16 protein-coding genes are annotated in these 18,942 nt (G+C 69.8%); 8 read left to right on the plus strand and 8 right to left on the minus strand.

Features of this window, described 5'->3' with window-relative positions; translation table 11 throughout:
- Positions 1-5 precede the first annotated feature (5 nt).
- Positions 6-1,013, minus strand: a complete 1,008-nt coding sequence (locus tag AC2XR2_RS13770) for a glycoside hydrolase family 43 protein (RefSeq protein ID WP_491515178.1) — start codon at positions 1,011-1,013, stop codon at positions 6-8.
- Positions 1,014-1,372: 359 nt separating this feature from the next.
- Between AC2XR2_RS13770 and AC2XR2_RS13775 the strand changes: the two genes are divergently transcribed.
- The 7 genes from AC2XR2_RS13775 (at position 1,373) to AC2XR2_RS13805 (ending at position 11,124) form a co-directional block, all read left to right on the plus strand.
- Entirely contained in the window at positions 1,373-2,311 is a 939-nt protein-coding gene (locus AC2XR2_RS13775; protein ID WP_449348240.1) for a glycoside hydrolase family protein, read from the plus strand.
- Between the two features lie 620 nt (positions 2,312-2,931).
- Positions 2,932-4,227, plus strand: a complete 1,296-nt coding sequence (locus AC2XR2_RS13780; protein WP_491515179.1) for an ABC transporter substrate-binding protein — start codon at positions 2,932-2,934, stop codon at positions 4,225-4,227.
- A 19-nt stretch (positions 4,228-4,246) separates the two neighbouring features.
- A complete protein-coding gene (locus AC2XR2_RS13785) occupies positions 4,247-5,215 on the plus strand; it encodes a carbohydrate ABC transporter permease (RefSeq protein ID WP_491515180.1) in 969 nt (322 codons plus the stop codon).
- A complete protein-coding gene (locus AC2XR2_RS13790; protein WP_381299819.1) occupies positions 5,212-6,048 on the plus strand; it encodes a carbohydrate ABC transporter permease in 837 nt (278 codons plus the stop codon). Before AC2XR2_RS13785 ends, AC2XR2_RS13790 begins: the two co-directional genes overlap by 4 nt.
- 142 nt (positions 6,049-6,190) lie before the next feature.
- On the plus strand, positions 6,191-8,992 hold the full coding sequence (locus tag AC2XR2_RS13795) for a LamG-like jellyroll fold domain-containing protein (RefSeq protein ID WP_449348242.1): 2,802 nt from the start codon (positions 6,191-6,193) through the stop codon (positions 8,990-8,992).
- A 103-nt stretch (positions 8,993-9,095) separates the two neighbouring features.
- On the plus strand, positions 9,096-9,905 hold the full coding sequence (locus AC2XR2_RS13800; protein ID WP_491515181.1) for a hypothetical protein: 810 nt from the start codon (positions 9,096-9,098) through the stop codon (positions 9,903-9,905).
- 145 nt (positions 9,906-10,050) lie between these two features.
- Positions 10,051-11,124: a TRAP transporter substrate-binding protein gene (locus AC2XR2_RS13805; protein WP_491515182.1), complete on the plus strand. Its 1,074-nt coding sequence runs from the start codon at positions 10,051-10,053 to the stop codon at positions 11,122-11,124.
- A gap of 66 nt (positions 11,125-11,190) precedes the next feature.
- Here the strand turns inward: AC2XR2_RS13805 and AC2XR2_RS13810 are convergent, their stop codons facing one another.
- The 6 genes from AC2XR2_RS13810 to urtA all read right to left on the minus strand — a co-directional run bounded on the left by AC2XR2_RS13810 (position 11,191) and on the right by urtA (position 16,808).
- The gene (locus AC2XR2_RS13810; protein ID WP_055634704.1) at positions 11,191-11,838 is read right to left on the minus strand and encodes a superoxide dismutase; all 648 of its coding nucleotides are present in this window, start codon (positions 11,836-11,838) and stop codon (positions 11,191-11,193) included.
- Between the two features lie 126 nt (positions 11,839-11,964).
- A complete protein-coding gene (gene urtE, locus AC2XR2_RS13815; protein WP_330267139.1) occupies positions 11,965-12,657 on the minus strand; it encodes an urea ABC transporter ATP-binding subunit UrtE in 693 nt (230 codons plus the stop codon).
- A gap of 5 nt (positions 12,658-12,662) precedes the next feature.
- Positions 12,663-13,451 (minus strand): urea ABC transporter ATP-binding protein UrtD, encoded by a 789-nt coding sequence (gene urtD, locus AC2XR2_RS13820; RefSeq protein WP_491515183.1) that lies wholly within the window; start codon positions 13,449-13,451, stop codon positions 12,663-12,665.
- Entirely contained in the window at positions 13,448-14,569 is a 1,122-nt protein-coding gene (urtC, locus tag AC2XR2_RS13825; protein WP_491515184.1) for an urea ABC transporter permease subunit UrtC, read from the minus strand. Before urtC ends, urtD begins: the two co-directional genes overlap by 4 nt.
- On the minus strand, positions 14,566-15,450 hold the full coding sequence (gene urtB / locus AC2XR2_RS13830) for an urea ABC transporter permease subunit UrtB (RefSeq protein ID WP_037717241.1): 885 nt from the start codon (positions 15,448-15,450) through the stop codon (positions 14,566-14,568). Before urtB ends, urtC begins: the two co-directional genes overlap by 4 nt.
- Positions 15,451-15,554: 104 nt before the next feature.
- Positions 15,555-16,808 (minus strand): urea ABC transporter substrate-binding protein, encoded by a 1,254-nt coding sequence (gene urtA / locus AC2XR2_RS13835; RefSeq protein ID WP_449348247.1) that lies wholly within the window; start codon positions 16,806-16,808, stop codon positions 15,555-15,557.
- Positions 16,809-17,209: 401 nt separating this feature from the next.
- Between urtA and AC2XR2_RS13840 the strand changes: the two genes are divergently transcribed.
- Positions 17,210-17,704, plus strand: coding sequence for a MarR family winged helix-turn-helix transcriptional regulator (locus tag AC2XR2_RS13840; RefSeq protein ID WP_381299827.1), 495 nt, complete (start codon positions 17,210-17,212; stop codon positions 17,702-17,704).
- On the opposite strand, the gene AC2XR2_RS13845 is transcribed toward AC2XR2_RS13840, so the two are convergent.
- The gene (locus AC2XR2_RS13845) at positions 17,661-18,779 is read right to left on the minus strand and encodes a substrate-binding domain-containing protein (protein ID WP_491515185.1); all 1,119 of its coding nucleotides are present in this window, start codon (positions 18,777-18,779) and stop codon (positions 17,661-17,663) included. The two genes, AC2XR2_RS13840 and AC2XR2_RS13845, sit on opposite strands and share 44 nt — an antisense overlap.
- Positions 18,780-18,942 lie beyond the last annotated feature (163 nt).

The following is an 18,942-nucleotide window of genomic DNA, read 5'->3' on the forward strand; positions in this document are numbered from 1 at the left end:
GAACCTTAGGCTCCGGCGGGGGCCGGGCTGCGCAGCCCCGCGCACTCGGCCGCGGTGAGCGGCAGCACCGAGCCGTGCCGGAGTCCCGGCGGCAGGACGCAGAACTCCGGGTCGGCCACGGGGAGCCACACGGGACTGTCCAGGCGGTCGGCCCGGAACGGCACGTAGCCGCGGCCGAGGAACTCGTCCAGCAGGAGCAGCCAGCCCCGCCCGTCGGGTGCCGGGAGCACGATCGGCCCTTCCGCGTGCGCCAGCCCGGGCAGTCCTCCGGCGCCGCGGCCCACGCCCTGTGCGACGGGCTCGTAGTCCGGGGCGGTCAGGTCCCGGGAGCGCTCCACGAAGACGAACTTGGCGTCCGGGGCGTCCGCGGTGCCGGGCAGCCGCTCGTCCTTCGTGAACCGGTAGAACCAGCCCTCGTGCTCCACGACCGTGGAGTCGATGACGGGATAGCCCTTGTCGACCCACACCCGTGCCTCGTCGAACGTGCGGAAGTCCTTGGTGGCCGCGCGGTACATGCGCTGGTACGACGGGCTCTCGTGCCCGGGGTCGTCGTCCGGGTAGACGGTGGACGCCCAGAACACCAGGTACTCCTCGCGGTCCGGGTCGTAGACGGCCTCGGGTGCCCAGACGCACCCGGCCTGCTCCGGCATGACCTGGATCCGGTGCGGCCCGTCCCACTCGCGCAGGTCGGCCGAGTGCCACACCAGCAGGTCGCGGCTGCCGTGCGCGATCGCCTGTTCCCAGCCCGCGCCGCCGTGGATGCGCAGGTCGGTGGCGAGCAGATGGAACCCGCTGCCGTCCGCGGCCCGCACCAGGTACGGGTCCCGGGCCCCGCCGCCCGCGGGGGCGAGCGGGGGGACATCTTCGAGTTCGGTCCATCGGTCCATGCGGGGGGTGTCGCTGAGCGCGAAACGGATCCGCTCGCCGTCGGGGCGGTGCTCGCCGGCGAAGTGGGCGAAGAGGTAGCCGGCGGGCCGTTCGGCCTGGTGGTCGCGGGGGGCGCTCTGGGGCACGGGGCCGGTCTCCTCGTCTGCGGGGGTCGGTTGAGGTGAGGCGAGCTTCGCACCAGAGATTCATCGTTGTCAAAGGAAGAGAAGTCCGGTGGCGCGCAGCGGTCTCCTTGCGGGGGTGCGCGGGAGCTGGAGGAAGCGACGAAGTGAACAGCCGTGACCTGCAAAGATCACGGGCATGGCGTGGATGCTCGGGGACGCCCTTTGATGTCGGTCTGGAAAAAGACCGACCAAAGAGGCTTGACGACGATGTACCCGACGGACATCCTGATCCCGCTTCACCCAGCTGTAACACCGGGTTCATCCGGTTACTTCGGCATTCTCCCGACAAGGCCGGCTCCCGCCGGCAGAAGAAGGTCGTCATGGCCTCCCTTGCCTCCGCCCCGGCGCCCCTGTACGAGGACCCCGTCCACGCGGGCCCGACCGATCCCGTCGTGCAGTACGACGGCCGGCAGTGGTGGATGTTCTACACACAGCGTCGCTCCGACGTGTCGGCGCCCGGCGTCGCCTGGGTGCACGGCACCGCGATCGGCGTCGCGACCAGCACGGACGGCCGCGAGTGGCTCTACCGCGGGGTGCTGGACAGCCTCCCGTTCGAACCGGGCACCAACACGTTCTGGGCCCCGGAGATCGTGCGGGCGCCCGACGGGGTGTTCCACATGTACGTCAGCTACATCCGCGGGGTGCCGGACCGCTGGGAGGGCCACGAGCGGCGGATCCTGCACTACACCAGCGGGGACCTGTGGCACTGGGTGCTCGCCGGGCCGGTGCCGCTCAGTTCACGCCGGGTCATCGACGCCTGCGTCCATCCGCTGCCGGACGGCTCGGGCTGGCGCATGTGGTACAAGGACGAGGCCCACGGCTCGCACACCTGGGCCGCGGACTCGGCCGACCTGTACGACTGGCGGGTGCGGGGGCCCGTGCTGGAGCACCGGCCGCACGAGGGACCGAACGTCTTCGCGCTGGACGGCCGGTACTGGATGGTCGTGGACTGCTGGGACGGCCAGGACGTGTTCCGCTCCGCCGACCTCGACGACTGGACCCCGGCGGGCCGCATCCTCGACGGCTCGGGCACCCGCGAGGACGACCGGGGTGTGGGACACCACGCCGACGTCGTCGCGGGCCCCGACGCGGCCTGGATCTTCTACTTCACCCACCCCGACCGGGAGACGGAGCCCCCGTCCGCCGACGGCCCGGCGCAGCGCCGCTCGGTGATTCAACTGGCCCGCCTCACGACGGACGGCGACCGCCTCCGCCTGGACCGCGACACGGTCCCGTTCCACACCTTGCCACTCCCCTGACCCGCCCTTTCCTGCCCCGACCCCTTGCTCCCGTCCCAGACACCCCGCCTGCCGCTCCCCGGAACCCCGGCCCGCCCCAGGCCCCCACCTCCGCCGGGGCACCGATTTCACACCCCTGCTCCCACCGAGCACCGCCCCCTCCACACCGGCCCCGTCACCCGTCGGCGGCCCCGACATCTCCACTCCTAGCCCTGCCCCTCCGACTCAGCCCAGGCAACCCGCGTCCGCCGGGGCACCCCGCCCCTCCGGCCTCTCGCCCCGATCCAGCGCCGCCCCGGCCTCGACACTCCCCCTCTCGGCCTGACACCACCGCCCCACCCAGCGCCGCACCCCCGCCCCAGGCTCCTCAACATCAGCTGAGGAACCCGCCCGCTCCCGGCACGCACGCCCCGCTCGGCACGACACCCCCGGGCCACGACACCCCGCCTCGCCCGGCACCTCCGCCTCCGCCCGACCCCGGCCCTCCTCCCTCCGCCCACCCCCGGCCCAGGCGCCCACTTCCGCTCAGTGCACCGGGTTCGCACCCCGCTCCCGCCCAGGACAGCGCCTCGGCCCTGCTCCCTCCGCCCCGTACACACCACACCCGCCCCCGCCTCACGCGCTCCCCGAAAGGACCCACCATGTCCACCAACCCCACCGCAGACAGCACCCCCCAGCTCACCAGACGACGCTTCGTGCAGGGCAGTCTCATGGCCGCCGTTCTCGGGGGGACCGCGCTGGGTGCCGCCGCCTGTTCCACCAGCACCGCGGTCGGCGGGGGCGGCGGAAAGGGGTCCGTGTCCTTCTTCTCCTGGGACACCCAGACCGTCATGAAGCCCGTGCTGGACCTGTTCACCAAGCAGACCGGCACCTCGGTCTCCTTCTCCTACGCCCCGCCCGTGCCGCAGTACGTCTCCACCCTGCAGACCCGCCTCCAGGCCCACACCGGCGCCGACGTCTTCATCCTCACCGCCGAGGACAAGCAGCTGGTCAGCGGCGGCTTCGTGAAGAACCTGACCGGCCAGAAGTTCCTGGAGCCCATGAACTCCGCCAACAAGGAGTTCATGACGGTCGACGGCAAGGTCTACGGACTGTCCATCTCCTCCTGGGCCGGCGGGATCATGTACAACAAGGAGCTGCTCGCCAAGGTCGGCGCGGACAAGCTGCCGGACAGCTGGGACGGATTCCTGGACCTGTGCCGCAAGCTCAAGGACAAGGGCATCACCCCGTACTACGACGCCGCCCACGACGGCAACTTCATGGCGCTGTGGGGCCTGCTCGGCGGGTACTTCGACAGCCGGACCGCCTTCCCCGACGCCGACATCTTCGCGGGCAGAACCACCTTCGCCGACACCTGGACCGACCCGCTGGTCGCCTACTGCAAGCTGTACACCGAGAAGCTGACGCCCAAGGCCGTGCTGGGCCTGACCGGCGACCAGGTGGTCAGCGAGTTCGCCAACGGACGTGTGGCCATGTTCGGCGCCGGCACCTGGAACGTGCCCGCGGTCCAGAAGAGCGCCCCGAAGCTGTCCTTCCAGACCGAGGCCATCCCCGGCATCACCCCGGGCACCAGCTACTGGACCGGTGCCGCCAGCCCGGGCTACGCGATCAACCCCAAGGCCAAGAACCCCGAAGCCGCCCTGAAGTTCCTGGAGTTCCTGGCGAGCCCCGACGCCGTGAAGGCGTACGGCAAGTCCAGCGGCGCGATCACCACGACCAGCAACTACACGCCGAGCTTCGCCGACAGCATCACCAACCAGGCCCTCGGCGCCCGCTCCGGCAAGATCTACCTCCCCGTCGTCGCCTGGCCGCGCCACTCCAACGAGCTCAGCCAGGAGCTCAACACCCAGATGCAGCAGATGATCCAGGGCTCGGTCAAGCCCAAGGACATCCCCGCCGCGCTGGACAAGAAGCTCAAGCAGCTCGACGCGAAGTAGGCGGGAAGCGACAGCCCTCATGGCCATACAGACCCCCGACCTCCCCACCCGGGCCCGCGCCGGCACCGCGCCGGACGGCACGTCCGGCGGGACCCGCCCCGGCCGCCGCCGGCTGCGCGAGCAGCTGACCACGCAGGCGTTCCTGGTGCCGATCGCCCTCGTCCTGGTGGTGCTGTTCGTGGTGCCGCTCGCCGAGTCGGTGTACTACAGCTTCACCGACTACAGCGGCTCCTCACCGACCCGGCACCTGGTCGGGCTGCGGAACTACCGGCAGATCTTCACCGACCCCTCGGTGCTGACGGGCCTCGGCTTCACCCTGCTGTACGCGGTGGCGACCACCCTGATCGTGACCGTCCTGGCCATCCCGCTCGCGGTGATCCTCAACCGCCGCTTCCCCGGCCGGAGTCTGGTCCGTGCGGCGTTCTTCTTCCCCGCCGTACCCAGCATGGCGATCCTCGGCCTGGTCTGGACGTTCGTCCTGTCGCCACTGTCCTCCGGGGTGATCAACTCCGTGCTGGGCGGCCTCTTCGGAGTCGGCCCGGTGCCGTGGCTGTCGGACAACACCCTGGCCAAGGTCTCTGTGATCGTGGTCGGGGTCTGGGCGCAGACCGGCTGGCACGCCGTCCTCTACCTCGCCTACCTCCAGTCCGTCCCCCGGGACTACTACGAGGCCGCCACCATCGACGGGGCCACCCCGCGCCAGCAGTTCTTCCGCATCACGCTGCCGCTGCTCGCCCCGGCCATGACGGTCAGCCAGTTCCTGCTGCTCATCAACGGCCTGAGGGTGTACGACCTGCCGTTCACCCTCACCAACGGCGGGCCCGGCTACGCCACCTTCACCATGACCCAGGTACTCGTGCAACGCGGCATCGTCGAGGCCGACTACGGGCTCGGCGCCGCACTGAGCGTGATCTTCCTGATCGCGGTCGCCGCCGTGCTGTCCCTCCAGCTCTCGGTGACCCGCAGGCTGGAAAGGAGGTTCCGGTGACGGCGATCCTCTCCCGGCTGCGCACCCGGGGCTGGCTCACCAGCGTTTACATGCTGCCCCTCTCGGCGGTGATGGCGCTGCCCTTCTACTACGTCCTCGTCAACACCCTCAAGTCGCAGGCGCAGACCACCGGTTCACCCCTCGCGCTGCCGACCTCACCGGACTTCTCCACCTACCGCCGGGTCCTCGACCAGGTCCCCGTCGCGGCGGCGTTCGCGAACACCCTCTACGTCACGGTGGTCTCGGTGGCCCTCATGGTGCTGATCGGCGCCATGGCCGCGTACGCCCTGACGATCCGCCCCACCAGGTTCAACCGGCGTTTCGGCAAGCTCCTGCTGCTCGCGTTCGTCGTGCCCACCCAGTCCACGCTGATCCCCGTCTACCAGATCTTCGTCGAACTGAACCTGGTCAACAGCCTGAACGGCCTGGTCCTGGTCTACAGCGCGGGCTCGATCTTCTGCTGGTTCGTCATCCAGGGCTACATGGCCACCCTGCCGTTCGAGGTCATCGAGGCCGCCCGGCTGGACGGCTGCGGTCCCTGGCAGGTCTTCTGGCGGATCGTGCTGCCGCTGATCCGGCCCATCCTGGCCACGGTCGCGGTGTTCCAGACCATGTGGATCTGGAACGACTTCTTCACCCCCAACGTGTACCTGAGCGACCCGGGCAAGAGCACGATCGTGCTGGAGGTCTACACCTCGGTCGGGCAGTTCCAGGTCGACTGGCCGGCCTTCCTGACCCTGAGTGTCATGGCCCTGGTCCCCATGGTGGTCTTCTTCGTCGCGGTCCAGCGGCACATCGTGTCCGGCCTGCTCAGCGGCGCCGTCAAGGGCTGAACCCCACCCCTGACGAGCTGACCGCCGCCCTCTCCCCAGATCGACCGGTGCGTTCGGCGCGCCCTCTCCCCGCACCGCCCGGCACGGCGTGCGCACCGGTCCGCTCCACCTCACTCATCCGCTCCGTTCGAAGAGGAACGCAATGCGAAGATGGCCACGCCGCCTCCTGGCGGCCCTGGGCAGCGCGGCAGCCACGCTGGGACTCGTACTCGTCCCCAGCACGGTTGCGCACGCGGCGACCTGCACCACGTACTACGTCTCGTCGTCGTCCGGCAGCGACAGCAACGACGGATGCAGTACCGCCACCCCGTGGAAGACGCTCACGAACGTCAATGCGACGACGTTCACGGCCGGCAACCAGATCCTGTTCCAGGCCGGCGGTTCCTGGACCGGCGAACTCCAGCCCCAGGGCTCCGGCGCCGCCGGCAACCCGATCGTGATCGGCAGTTACGGCTCCGGTGCCGCGCCCATCCTCAACGGCGGGGGCGCCGCGGCCACCGTCTACCTGCACAACCAGCAGTACTGGACCGTCCAGAACCTGGAGATCACCAACCCGGCCGCCAGCGCGGCCGTACGCAGCGGCATCCAGCTGGAGAACGACACCACCGGCATCCTCGCCGGGATACACATCCTGAACAACAACATCCACGACGTGAAGGGGTACTGGGCGAACGTCCAGAACCCCGTGCAGCCGAGCCAGTCCTCCGGCATCGCCTTCGACGTCACCGACAACAACACCACCAGCGGCTGGGACGACGTCCAGATCAGCAACAACACGCTGACACGCGACGACGCCGGCGGCATCTACATCGGCTCGCTCGTGGGCCTGAACCACAACATCAACACCACCAACGTCGTCATCGACGGCAACACCCTCACCGACATGGGCGGCAACGACATCGTCTGCGTGTTCTGCGCGTCACCGCTCATCCAGAACAACGTGGCCACGGACAACGGCTACCGCTACTCCGGCGCCGGTCTGTGGAACGGGTGGACGACCAACGCGGTGTTCCAGAACAACGAGGTCTCCCGGCAGTACCGCAACTTCGTCGACGGCCAGGCCTTCGACATCGACAACAACAACTCCGGCACCGTCATCCAGTACAACTGGAGCCACGACAACCCGTTCGGCTTCACGGAGTGGTGCTGCCGCAGCGGCTTCGGCGCCAAGTCCTCGGTGATCCGCTACAACATCAGCCAGAACGACGGCGCGTCCAACGCGGTCTTCCCCGGCATGGGCGGCGTCGACAGCAACACCACCGCCCAGGTGTACAACAACACGATCTACATGGGTGAGGGCGACAACGGCAATGTGACCGGCGGGACCCCGAACAGCACGGTCGCCTTCTCGAACAACATCGTCTACAAGCTGGGCACCGGCGGCTACGCCACCAACAGGACGACCTGGACCCACAACCTGTTCTACGGCAACCACCCCGCGAGCGAACCGGCCGACTCGGCGAAGATCACCACCGACCCGCTGTTCGTGAACCCGGGCGCCGGCGGCACGGGCCGGGCCTCCGCGGCGGTCTACAAGCTGCGCAGCGGCTCCCCCGCCCTCGGCGCGGGCGCGGTGGTCTCCTCCAACGGCGGCCAGGACTACTTCGGCAACGCCGTCTCCGCCACCGCCGCGCCCAACATCGGCGCCTACAACGGCCCGGCCGTCTCCGGACCCACGGCCCACGCAGGCGCGTACTGGCCGCTCGAAGAGGGCTCCGGCACCGCCACCGCCGACCTGACCGGCGGCGCCAACAACGGCACCCTCCAGGCAGGGGCGTCCTGGACGACCGGCACGGTCGGTACGGGCGCGCTCAGCCTGACCGGCGCGAGCAACTCCTGGGTGGACATCCCCACCACCGCCCTCGACACCAGCGGCAGCTACACGGTCTCCGCCTGGGTGAAGCCGAACAGCCTCACCGGCAACCAGACCTACGCGAGCATCGACGGCGCGAACATCAGCCCCTTCTACCTCCAACTGTCGGGCGGCACCTTCGCCTTCACCGTCCGCAGCGCCGACTCGACCGGCGCCACCTACAAGCAGGTCACCGGCGGCAGCCCCGCCACCGGCACCTGGTACCACCTGACCGGCGTGTACGACAACAGCGCCCACACCATCGCGCTGTACGTCAACGGCCAGCTCCAGGGCAGCACGGCGTTCTCCTCCCCGTGGAAGGCCACCGGCCACACCACGATCGGCCGGGCCAAGTGGAACGGCGGGAACGTGGACTTCGCCAACGGCGCCGTCGACGACGTACGGATGATCCCCCGGGCGATCACCGCCCGCGAGGCGTACGCCCTGGGCACCGGCGCCGCCGGCTACTACCAGCTCGACGAGGGCAGCGGCCACACCGTCACCAACCTGCTCGGCAACACCGACGACGGCTACACCGAGGGCAACGCCGGCTGGGCGGGCAGCGGCAAGGTCGGCAGTGACTCGCTCAGCCTCGACGGCACCGCCGTCACCATGGCGGTCGTCCCCTCGTCGGTGATCGACACCAGCCAGAGCTACGCGGTCGGTGCCTGGGTGAAGCTGAACTCCGTCAGCGGCAACAACCAGACCTTCGCCAGCCTGGTCGGCGGCAAGGTCAGCCCCTTCTACCTGCAACTGTCAGGAGGCAAGTTCACCTTCGTCACCCGGGCTTCCGACGCGAACGCGTCCGCGGCCACGACGGTGACGGCCGGCTCGGCGGCCACGACGGGCACCTGGTACCACGTCCTCGGCGTGTACGACAGCGGCGCCCAGACGATCTCGCTGTACGTCAACGGCACCCTCCAGGGCAGCACGTCCTTCACCTCTCCCTGGAAGGCGATCGGCGCCACGCTCATCGGCGCCGGCACCTACAACCAGGGACCGGTGGACTTCACCAACGGCCAGATCGACGACGTCCACTTCTACAACCGGGTCCTCGGCACCGCTGAGATCCAGACGCTCGCCGCCGGCTGAACCGACGACGGGACGGGACGGGTGCCCGCCCGGAGCATGAGGGTGCTCCGGGCCGGGCGCCCGCCCCCTTCAGGACGGCCCCAGGAGAGAGGAGGAGCCGGCGATGAGCACGTCGACCAGGCACCGGCCCAGGACACCGGCGACGAACACTCCGCGCGTCGTCGTACCGCTCTGGACGACAGCCGTCACCGCGGTGGTGGCTGCGGTCACCATCGCCGTGGTGGCGCTGCTGTCCGGCCCGCGGCACAGCCGGCCACCGGCCGCCGCACCGGCCCCACCGGTCACGGCCGTGGCGGCGACGATCGACGGCCAGGACATCCCCGTACGGGAACTCGCCCTCTACCTCGCCCAGGAGCGGTCGGCGACCTTCACGCACTTCCGGCAAAAGTTCGGCGCCGAGGACGGCCCCGGCTTCTGGACCACGGAACACGACGGCCGGACGCCCGCCGCCTACCTCCGCGAGCGCGCCCTGGCCGACGTCACCAGGGTCACCGTCACACTGCACCTGGCCCACGACCAGGGCCTCTTGGCGGATTCCGGATACGACGCCTTCCTGCGCAACTGGCAGACGGAGAACGCCCGCCGCCGCACGGCCGTCGCCGCTCACCAGGTCATCTACGGCCCGGTGCAGTACACCGAGTCGAACTACTTCACCTACGTCCTGAACAACCTGGCCGCCGCCCTCCGCGACAGGCTCACCGCCACGCGGGCCATCACCACCCCGGACAGCGCCCTCAGGTCCTGGTTCACCACCCACCGCGCCGACTTCCCGCACCAGTCGTTCGCCACGGCACACGACCAGATCCGCCAGTCGTACGTCCTGGCCCGCTACCAGGCGCTGATCGACCACCTCGCGGGATCGGCCCACGTCCGCGTGCACGACCGCGTGTTCGACGCTGTCCCGGTCGTCTGACGTCCCATGCCGCACGGCCATTTCCCGGGGCGGGTCACCCCTTGGCGGGAAGTCACGGACCGTACGGATGCGTGGCGGGCACCCGGTCCGTAGCGTCGAAGCCGTCGGGCTGTGGGCGGCCCATCGGGAGAGGAAGCGTGAGGCCATGGGTTCCCGACGTACGACGGTGGGTGCCGCACTGAGCGCGGCCGTCGGCCTGGTCCTGCTCGCCGTCGGCTGCTCCAGCACAGCGAGCGGGAGATTCGCCGAGAACCGGGGCAGCGGCACTGATGACCCGGTCGTCCTGACGCTCGCCACGCCGATGGGCGGGAGTGAGGAGTTCGACGCCTTCCTGCGGAACGTGCGGACGCTGTCCCACGGCTCGATCCAGATCTCGGCCGAGTTCGACGCCCACCACGAGGAGGGGCCGGACTTCGAGGAGCGACTGCTCGATGACGTGCGGTCCGGACGGGTCGATCTGGCCGCCCTCGGCAGTCGGGTCTTCGACATCCGGCGGGCCCCCGCCCTGGGCGCCCTGACCGCCCCGCTGCTGATCAACAGCTTCGACGCCGAGGAGAAGGTCCTCAGCGCACCGGTCGCCCAGCGCATGATCCGCGAGGTCGACGGCGACGGTCTCACCGGCGTGGGCCTGCTCCCGGGCAGCCTGCGCCGCCCCTTCGGCGCCGGGACCCCGCTGCTCGGTCCGCAGGACTACAAGGGGCGCACCATCGGCGTCCAGGAGTCCAAGGTCGCCGACTCCACCATGCGCGCCCTCGGCGCGAAGCCGGAATGGTTCGGCGCGGGCAGCTCGGTGGCGGGTCTCGACGGGTTCGAGCAGCAGATCGGATCCGTCAACGGGAACCGCTACGACGAAGCGGGGATGATCGGCACTTCCAACGTCGTTCTGTGGCCCCGCCCGATCGTCCTGGTCGCCAACACCAAGGTCGTCGAACGGCTCGGTGAGGACCGGCGCGGGCTGCTGCAAGAGGCGGCGCGGCAGGCGGTGCACGGCGCCGCCGCGGACCTGCGCGCAGAGGAGAACAAGGACCTGGAGAGCCTCTGCGCCCGCGGCCAGAAGTTCGCCGCCGCGAGCCCGGCCCGGTCGGCCGCACTGCGCGAGGCGGTGCAGCCGGTGTACGACCGGCTCTCCCGGGACCGGCGGACCAAGGAGTACCTCGACACCGTCACCGCTCTGGTGCGGGACGTGCCGGCCGAGCGGCCCGTGTCCTGCGGGGGCTGAGCCGAAGGGCTCCCGCGCGTCACGTCCTCGCGGGAGCCGTTCCTCACCGCCGACGCGGTCGCGGCGTCACGGGCGGAGCAGCAGGCTGTCGCCGCGCTCCTTGGCGGCCGCGTAACGCTTCGCCACGTCCTGCCAGTTGACCACGGCCCACATGGCGTCGATGAAGTCGACCTTCTGGTTCTTGTACTGGAGGTAGAAGGCGTGCTCCCAGGCGTCGAAGACCAGGACCGGGGTCGAGCCCTGGCCGACGTTGCCCTGGTGGTCGTAGACCTGCTCGACGACGAGTCGCCCGCTGAGCGGCTCGTAGGCCAGGACGCCCCAGCCGGAGCCCTGGGTGGTGGCCGCCGCCTTGGTCAGCTGTGCCTTGAAGCCCGCGAAGGAGCCGAAGGACTCGGTGATCGCGTCGGCGAGGTCGCCCACGCCGTCGGCGGCGAGGGGCTCGCCGCCGCCGTCCTTCGGGCCGGTCATGTTCTGCCAGTAGATGGAGTGCAGGATGTGCCCGGAGAGGTGGAAGGCCAGGTTCTTCTCCAGGCCGTTGATCGAGCCCCAGGTCTCCTTGTCGCGCGCCTCCGCCAGCTGCTCCAGCGTGTCGTTGGCGCCCTTGACGTAGGCCGCGTGGTGCTTGTCGTGGTGCAGTTCGATGATCTCCGGGCTGATCACCGGCGCGAGCGCCGAGTAGTCGTAGGGAAGCTCCGGGAGCGTGTAGACCGCCATGTCCAATGTCCTCCGACACTATTGCCACTCATGTGCAGTTGCACGCTAGCAGCAAGAACCTCGGTGGCCGATCAGGCATTGGTCCTAGGACTCGGACTGGGACTCGGACTTGACGGAGCCGGGCCCTCACACGCTGAGCGCGGCCCGTACCGTCTGCTCTGCGCCCGTGCCGCCCTCGCCCGAGGACGTCACCCGGCCCGCCTCCAGGACGTAGTACTGCTGCGCGGCCCGCATGGCGAAGCCGACGTGCTGCTCCACGAGGAGGACCGAGAGGCCGCCGCGCCGGGTGAGGGCGAGGATCGTCTCCTCGATCTCGGCGACGACGGACGGCTGGATGCCCTCGGTCGGTTCGTCGAGCAGGAGCAGCCTCGGCCGGGTGATCAGGGCGCGGGCGATGGCGAGTTGCTGCCGCTGCCCGCCGGAGAGCAGGCCGGCGCGTCGGCCGGACAGTTCCCGCAGGACGGGGAAGAGGTCCAGGGCCTCGGCGGTCGCCTCCTTGCCGTCGGGGCGTCCGTCGGCGACGAGTTGGAGGTTCTCGGCGGTGGTCAGATGCGGGAAGGACTGCTGGCCCTGGGGGACGTACGCCATGCCGCGGGCCACCCGCTGGTGCGGGGCGAGGCGCGTGATGTCCTCGCCGTCCAGCAGGACCGCGCCCTTCTTCGGCTTGAGCAGGCCCATGGCGACCCGCAGGAGGGTGCTCTTCCCGGCGCCGTTGTGGCCCAGGACGGTGGCGACCGCGTCCTTCGGCACCGAGACCGTCACACCGTGCAGCACGGTGGTGCGGTCGTAGCCGGCCTGTACGGAACTGATCTCCAGCATGGGTCTCAGGCCTCCTCGGTGACGGCGACGGATGGGGTGGGCGTCGCTTCGGGTTCGGGTTCGGAGGCGCGTCCGAGGTAGACCTCCTGGACCTTGGCGTCGGCCTGCACCTCGGCGACCGTGCCCTCGCTGAGCACCTTGCCGGCGTGCAGGACGCTGACGCTGCGGGCGAAGGAGCGCATGAAGTCCATGTCGTGCTCGATGACGACGACCGTGTGGTCCTCGCTCACCCGCTGCAACAGCCCGCCGGTGGCCTCCCGTTCCTCGTGGCTCATACCGGCCACCGGTTCGTCGAGCAGCAGCAGCTTCACGTCCTGGACGAGCAGCATGCCGATCTCCAGCCACTGCTTCTGCCCGTGGGCGAGCACGCCAGCGGGGCGGTCGCGCAGTTCGGTCAGGCCGGTGGTCTCCAGTGCCCTCGCGACCGGTTCGGGGATGTCCTTGCGGCGGCGCAGCATCGTCCACACGCCCCGCCCGGCGCCCGCCGCGATGTCGAGGTTCTGAAGGACGGTGAGTTCCTCGAAGATGCTGGCCGTCTGGAACGTACGGCCGATGCCCATGCGGGCGATCCTCTGCACCGGTTTGCCGAGCAGGTCCTGGTCGCCGAAGCGGACGGATCCGGTGGCCTTCACCAGGCCGGTGATCGCGTCGACGAGCGTGGTCTTGCCGGCGCCGTTCGGGCCGATGAGGAAGCGCAGGTCGCCGGGGCGGATGTCCAGGTTGACGCCGTCGACGGCGGTGAACCCGTCGAACGTCACCCGCAGGTCGCGGACGGTCAGTCCCTCGCCGCTCATGCTGTCTCTCCAGTCGCAGGAGTACCGGTACGGGTGCGGCGTCGGCGCAGGACGACGCCGAGGGAGGCCAGGCCGCCGGGCAGGAAGCCGACCGCCAGCACGAACAGCAGTCCCTGGAGGTAGGTCCACGCGGCGGGGAACTCGTCGGACAGCGTGCTCTGCGCCCAGGCCACGGCGATCGCACCGAGCACCGCTCCCACCAGGGACGCCCGGCCGCCGACCGCCGCGCCGATGACGAAGCCGATGGACGGCACGATGCCGATCAGGGCCGGGGAGATGATCCCGACGGCCGGGACGAACAGGGCTCCCGCGAGGCCCGCCATGCCGGCCGCGACGACGTAGGCGACGAGCTTGACGTTCGCCGGGTTGTAGCCGAGGAAGCGCACCCGCTCCTCGGAGTCCCGTACGGCGACGAGGAGTTCGCCGTAGCGGCTGACGAAGAGCTGGCGGGCGAGGGCCATCAGCAGGAGCAGCACGGCGGCGATGATGAAGTACACCATCCGCTGGTTGACCGGGTCGTCGAGGGAGTAGCCGAAGAAGCCCTGGATGTCGGTGAGTCCGTTGGTGCCGCCCGTGGTGGCCTGCTGGCCGACCAGCCAGATGGAGAGGGCGGCGGCGAGGGCCTGGCTGAGGATCGCGAAGTAGGCGCCCTTCACCTTGCGCCGGAACACCAGGAAGCCGAGCAGCGCGGCCACCGCCATGGGCAGCAGTACGGTCATGGCGAGCGCGAACCCCGGGTTGGCGAAGGGCTTCCACCACCAGGGCAGGGCGTCGCCGGTGCCGTACAGCTGCATGAAGTCCGGCAGCTTCTCGCCGGTGGCGGCGGCGTCGGTGAGCTTGAGGTGCATGGCCATGGCGTAGCCGCCGAGGCCGAAGAAGACGCCCTGGCCGAGCACCATGAGTCCGCCGCGGCCCCAGGCCAGGCTGACCCCGACGGCCACGATCGCGTAGCACAGGTACTTGGCGAGGAGGGAGAGGCGGAAGTCGGAGAGGGCGAGCGGGGCGACGCCGAGCAGGAGCACCGCGCCGAGGGCGAAGCCGGCGGGCACCCGGAAGCGGTGCAGCAGGGGTGTGGCGGGCGGGGTCACGGTGGCGGGGGGCGTGGTCGTGGTCGTCATGCCAGGCTCCGGGTGCGCAGTGTGTACAGGCCCTGGGGTCGCCACTGGAGGAAGGCGACGATCGCCACCAGCACGACCACCTTGGCCACGCTGACCGTTGTGGAGTACTCCAGTACGGACTGCAGCACGCCCAGCGCGAACGCCGTGATGACGGCGCCCTTCAGCTGTCCGATGCCGCCGACGACCACGACCAGGAAGGCGTCCACGATGTAGTTGGTTCCCATCGTCGGGCCGATCGGTCCGACCAGGGTGAGCGCGACACCGGCCACGCCCGCAAGGCCCGAGCCGATGAAGAAGGTGATCCGGTCGACCTGTCCGGTGGCGATGCCGGAGACCTCGGCGAGGTCGCGGTTCTGCACGACGGCCCGGATCCGGCGGCCGAGCGGGGTGAACCGCAGGACCAGGGTCAGGCCGAGGACGCAGAGCAGCGCCAGTCCCAGGATGAACAGGCGGTTGTTGGCGAAGGTGACCGAGCCGGCCGAGATGTTGCCGGTGAGGATGTCGGGGGCGGCCGTCTGCACGTTGGGGGCGCCGAAGACGTCCCGGGCCAGCTGCTGGAGCATCAGCGAGACGCCCCAGGTGACCAGCAGGGTGTCCAGCGGCCGCGTGTAGAGGCGCCGGATGAGCAGCCATTCAAGGAGCGCGCCCATGGCTCCCGCGACCAGGAACGCGAGCGGCAGGGCGACGAGGAGGGAGACCCCGGCGCTGCTGATGGACTTCTGCAGGACGTACGTCGTGTAGGCGCCGGCCATGATGAACTCGCCGTGCGCCATGTTGATGACGCCCATCTGACCGAACGTCAGGGTCAGGCCGAGGGCGATGAGAAGCAGGACGGCACCGATGCTGATGCCGGTGAAGGACTGGTTGAGGACGACCGTCATGAAGCGGCTCCGGGTCGGGTACGGACGTACGGGCTGGCGTGTGCGGGCTCCATGGGCGTGGCCCGGCCCCGTGACGGAGCCGGGTCGATCCCGTGGGGCGTGGCTCAGGACAGGCCGGCGGCCCAGGAGTAGCCCTTGAGGTACGGGTCCGGCTTGATCGGCTTGCCGGAGTTCCAGACCTCCTCGATCAGGCCGTCGGAGCCGACCTTGCCGATGCGGGCGGTCTTGTAGACGTGCTGGGTGGCGCCGTCGACGGTGACCTTGCCCTCGGGGGCGTCGAGGACGATGCCGTCGGAGGCGGCCTTCACCTTGGCGACGTCGAAGGAGCCGGCCTTCTCGACCATCGCCTTCCAGAGGTAGACGGAGATGTACGCGGCCTCCATGGGGTCGGAGGTCGGCTTGTCCTTGCCGTAGGCCGCCTGGTAGGCCGCGACGAACTTCTTGTTCGCGGCGCCCGGGGTGGTCTCGTAGTAGTTCCAGGCCGTCAACTGGCCTTCCAGGTACTGCGTTCCGATGCTCTTGACCTCCTCCTCGGCGATCGAGACGGAGAGCACCGGCAGGCTCTTGGCGGTCAGGCCCGCGGACTTGTACTCCTTGAAGAAGGCCACGTTGCTGTCGCCGTTGAGGGTGTTGAACACCGCGTCGGCGCCGGAGCCCTTGACCTTGTTGACGATGGTGCTGAACTCCGTGGAACCGAGCGGCGCGTAGTCCTCGCCGACCACCGTCATGCCCTTGGCCTTCGCGTACGCCTTGATGATCTTGTTGGCGGTGCGCGGGAAGACGTAGTCGCTGCCGACCAGGTACAGCTTGGTCAGACCCTGCTTCTTGAGGTAGTCGAGGGCGGGCACGATCTGCTGGTTGGTGGTGGCGCCGATGTAGAAGATGTACGGCGACTGCTCCAGGCCCTCGTACTGCACGGGGTAGAACAGCAGCGACTTGTACCGCTCGAAGACCGGCTTGACGGCCTTGCGGCTGGCCGAGGTCCAGCAGCCGAAGGTGGCCGCGACCTTGTCGTCCGTGATGAGGGCCTCGGCCTTCTCGGCGAACGTCGGCCAGTCGGAGGCGCCGTCCTGGCTGATGGGCTTGAGCTTCTTGCCCAGGACGCCCCCGGAGGCGTTGATCTCCTTGATGGCGAGCAGCAGCGAGTTGTGGACCGTGACCTCGCTGATGGCCATGGTGCCCGACAGCGAGTTGAGCAGACCGACCTTGACGGTGCTGCCGGACGTGTCCGCCGTGGCCGCGGAGCCCGAGGTCGACTCGGTGCCGGTCTTGGCGCCACAGGCACTGAGGGCGGCGGACGCGCCGGCCGCCGAAATGCCGGCCAGAAGACCGCGTCTGCTGATGCTGAGCCCGGACATGCACAACCTCCTTGCCCCGAAGGGCGAAACGAATTGAGCGGAGTGGCTCGAAAGAGCCGTGGGAGGGAATGAGAGGGACACGCTTCAGAAGCGGCGGCGTTGGCGCACGGGTTCCCCAGCCGTTCCGGGGTGGCGTCCGGGCTGGTCGCTGAAGTGCGTCCACAGCCTGCGAGGAGACTGTTTCCGGTGCGTTTCACGGCAATTGAAGAACGGTTTCCAGTGGAAGCAATATTGCTCGTAAAACAAAAGAGCCCCCGCTGGCGACGCACGTTTGACGGCATCTCAGCGGCGGCATTTATTGCTTCCTGCGGAAAGGATCAGTTTCTCGGTTCCCCTTGTCAAGGGGACGGTGATCACAGGTAGGCTCGGACACCGTCGGACGGCACGAGCGGAGGACCACGATGGCGAGGCAGCCCCAGGACCTGCTCTACCTGCTGACCCGGGCCGAACGTCTCGCCGTGCGCCGAGTGCAGTCCGTACTGGACGAGTTCGACTGCTCGGTGGAGGCGTGGAGGGTGCTCGACCTGCTGTCCGACGGGCAGGGGCACAACATGACGGCCCTCGCCGACCACGCCTTCCTGCCGGCCCCGAGCCTCACCAAGCTGGTCGACCAACTCGTCGACCAGAACTGGGTCTACCGCCGCGTCGACCCCACGGACCGGCGTCGGGTGCTGGCCCACCTCACTCCCCGGGGCATGCAGCGCTGGCAGCTGCTGTCCCGTGAAGTACGGCTCGGCTGGGGGGACTTGGAGGAGTCGCTGCCGGGTGCCGAACTGGACGGACTGCTCGCGCGGCTGGCCGAGGCCTTGGAGGGTCCGGGTGCCTCGGGGCGGGGCACCATCCCTGGCGGAGTCACACCAGGTCGTGCGGAGCGCGGAGTTGGGCGAGCACGTTGAAGTCGAGTCCGTCCGCCTCCGCGAGGTAGATGCGCTGGCGCACATGCCGGTCGCGGAGGTGGAGCAGGCCGCGCGGCCCTTCGTAGGAGACGGTCTCGGCGGCGGCGGAGATCGCGGCGACGTCCAGGGTGCGGGCCCGCTCGATGAGTGACGCGAGCAGCAGCACGCCTTCGTAGCAGGACTCACCGAGGCTGCCGGGGGCCGGAGCCTCGATGCCGAAGCGGTCGGCGTACTGGCCGTGGAAGTCCAGGGTGTCCTGGTTGGCCAGCGAGGCGAAGAACCCGGCCGTGCTGAACAGGTCACCGGTCGCCTCCGGACCGCTGGCCATGAGCATGTTCTCGTCCATGAGCGTGCTCAGCCTGAGGCACCGCTGGTCGAGGCCGGAGGCGGCGAAGGCCCGGTTGAAGCGGACCGCGTCACTGCCGACCAGCAGCATCAGCACGCCGTCCGCGTCCGTGTGCTCGATGCGCCGCAGCACGTCCTGGAAGTCCTCGGCGCCCAGCGGGAGATACGCCTCACCGCAGACCCGCCCGCCCCCGCACGCGCGGGCGTAGCGGCGGGCGGCCCGGGCCGTGGTCCGGGGCCAGACGTAGTTGTTGCCGACGACGAACCATCGCCGTACCCGCCGGGTCTCGGCCAGGAGCCGCATGGCCGGCAGCAGTTGCCAGTCGGGCGTCTCGCTGGTCATGAAGACCCCGTCGGTGCGCTCCCCGCCCTCGTACAGGGCGGTGTAGACGTACGGCACCAGGTGCGCGACGCGCGGCGCCACCGCCTGCCGGACCGAGGAGATGTGCCAGCCGGTGACACCGTGCACGACCCCGGTCGCCACCAGCGCCTCGACCTCGTCGGCGACCTTCCGCGGGTCGGCGCCCCCGTCGACCTCCAGCAGCCTCAGCTCCTTGCCGAGTACCCCGCCGGCCCTGTTGACCTCCTCGGCGGCGAGCCGCGCGCACGCCTCACAGGCGGGACCGAAGATCCCGCCGGGCCCCTGCATCGGGTACACGAACGCGACGTTCAGGGCCGAGTCGTCGGCCGTGAACCACTCGGGGGTGTGGAGGCTGAGCGGCCGGTGCATGGCGACATGATTGCGGGGCGACCGTCGACGCCCAAGGGTTGGCTGGGATTGAGACCGATTCGTAGGGGTGAGGGGGCGGGACACGCCCTGGGCCTGCACCCCCGCGGGGGGTGAAGGGGCGGGGCACGCCCTGGTCCTGCACCCCCGCGGGGGGGGTGAGAAG

The organism is Streptomyces sp. LS-MS-L19, from assembly GCF_058382285.1.

What these genes read in the sequence shown, in the direction of transcription:
- AC2XR2_RS13775 (WP_449348240.1), top strand. Translation starts at nt 1,373, where the DNA reads ATGGCCTCCCTTGCCTCCGCCCCGGCGCCCCTGTACGAGGACCCCGTC.
- AC2XR2_RS13780 (WP_491515179.1), top strand. Translation starts at nt 2,932, where the DNA reads ATGTCCACCAACCCCACCGCAGACAGCACCCCCCAGCTCACCAGACGA.
- AC2XR2_RS13785 (WP_491515180.1), top strand. Translation starts at nt 4,247, where the DNA reads ATGGCCATACAGACCCCCGACCTCCCCACCCGGGCCCGCGCCGGCACC.
- AC2XR2_RS13795 (WP_449348242.1), top strand. Translation starts at nt 6,191, where the DNA reads ATGCGAAGATGGCCACGCCGCCTCCTGGCGGCCCTGGGCAGCGCGGCA.
- AC2XR2_RS13800 (WP_491515181.1), top strand. Translation starts at nt 9,096, where the DNA reads ATGAGCACGTCGACCAGGCACCGGCCCAGGACACCGGCGACGAACACT.
- AC2XR2_RS13805 (WP_491515182.1), top strand. Translation starts at nt 10,051, where the DNA reads ATGGGTTCCCGACGTACGACGGTGGGTGCCGCACTGAGCGCGGCCGTC.
- AC2XR2_RS13810 (WP_055634704.1), bottom strand. Translation starts at nt 11,838, where the DNA reads ATGGCGGTCTACACGCTCCCGGAGCTTCCCTACGACTACTCGGCGCTC.
- urtE (WP_330267139.1), bottom strand. Translation starts at nt 12,657, where the DNA reads ATGCTGGAGATCAGTTCCGTACAGGCCGGCTACGACCGCACCACCGTG.
- urtD (WP_491515183.1), bottom strand. Translation starts at nt 13,451, where the DNA reads ATGAGCGGCGAGGGACTGACCGTCCGCGACCTGCGGGTGACGTTCGAC.
- urtC (WP_491515184.1), bottom strand. Translation starts at nt 14,569, where the DNA reads ATGACGACCACGACCACGCCCCCCGCCACCGTGACCCCGCCCGCCACA.
- urtB (WP_037717241.1), bottom strand. Translation starts at nt 15,450, where the DNA reads ATGACGGTCGTCCTCAACCAGTCCTTCACCGGCATCAGCATCGGTGCC.
- urtA (WP_449348247.1), bottom strand. Translation starts at nt 16,808, where the DNA reads ATGTCCGGGCTCAGCATCAGCAGACGCGGTCTTCTGGCCGGCATTTCG.
- AC2XR2_RS13840 (WP_381299827.1), top strand. Translation starts at nt 17,210, where the DNA reads ATGGCGAGGCAGCCCCAGGACCTGCTCTACCTGCTGACCCGGGCCGAA.
- AC2XR2_RS13845 (WP_491515185.1), bottom strand. Translation starts at nt 18,779, where the DNA reads ATGCACCGGCCGCTCAGCCTCCACACCCCCGAGTGGTTCACGGCCGAC.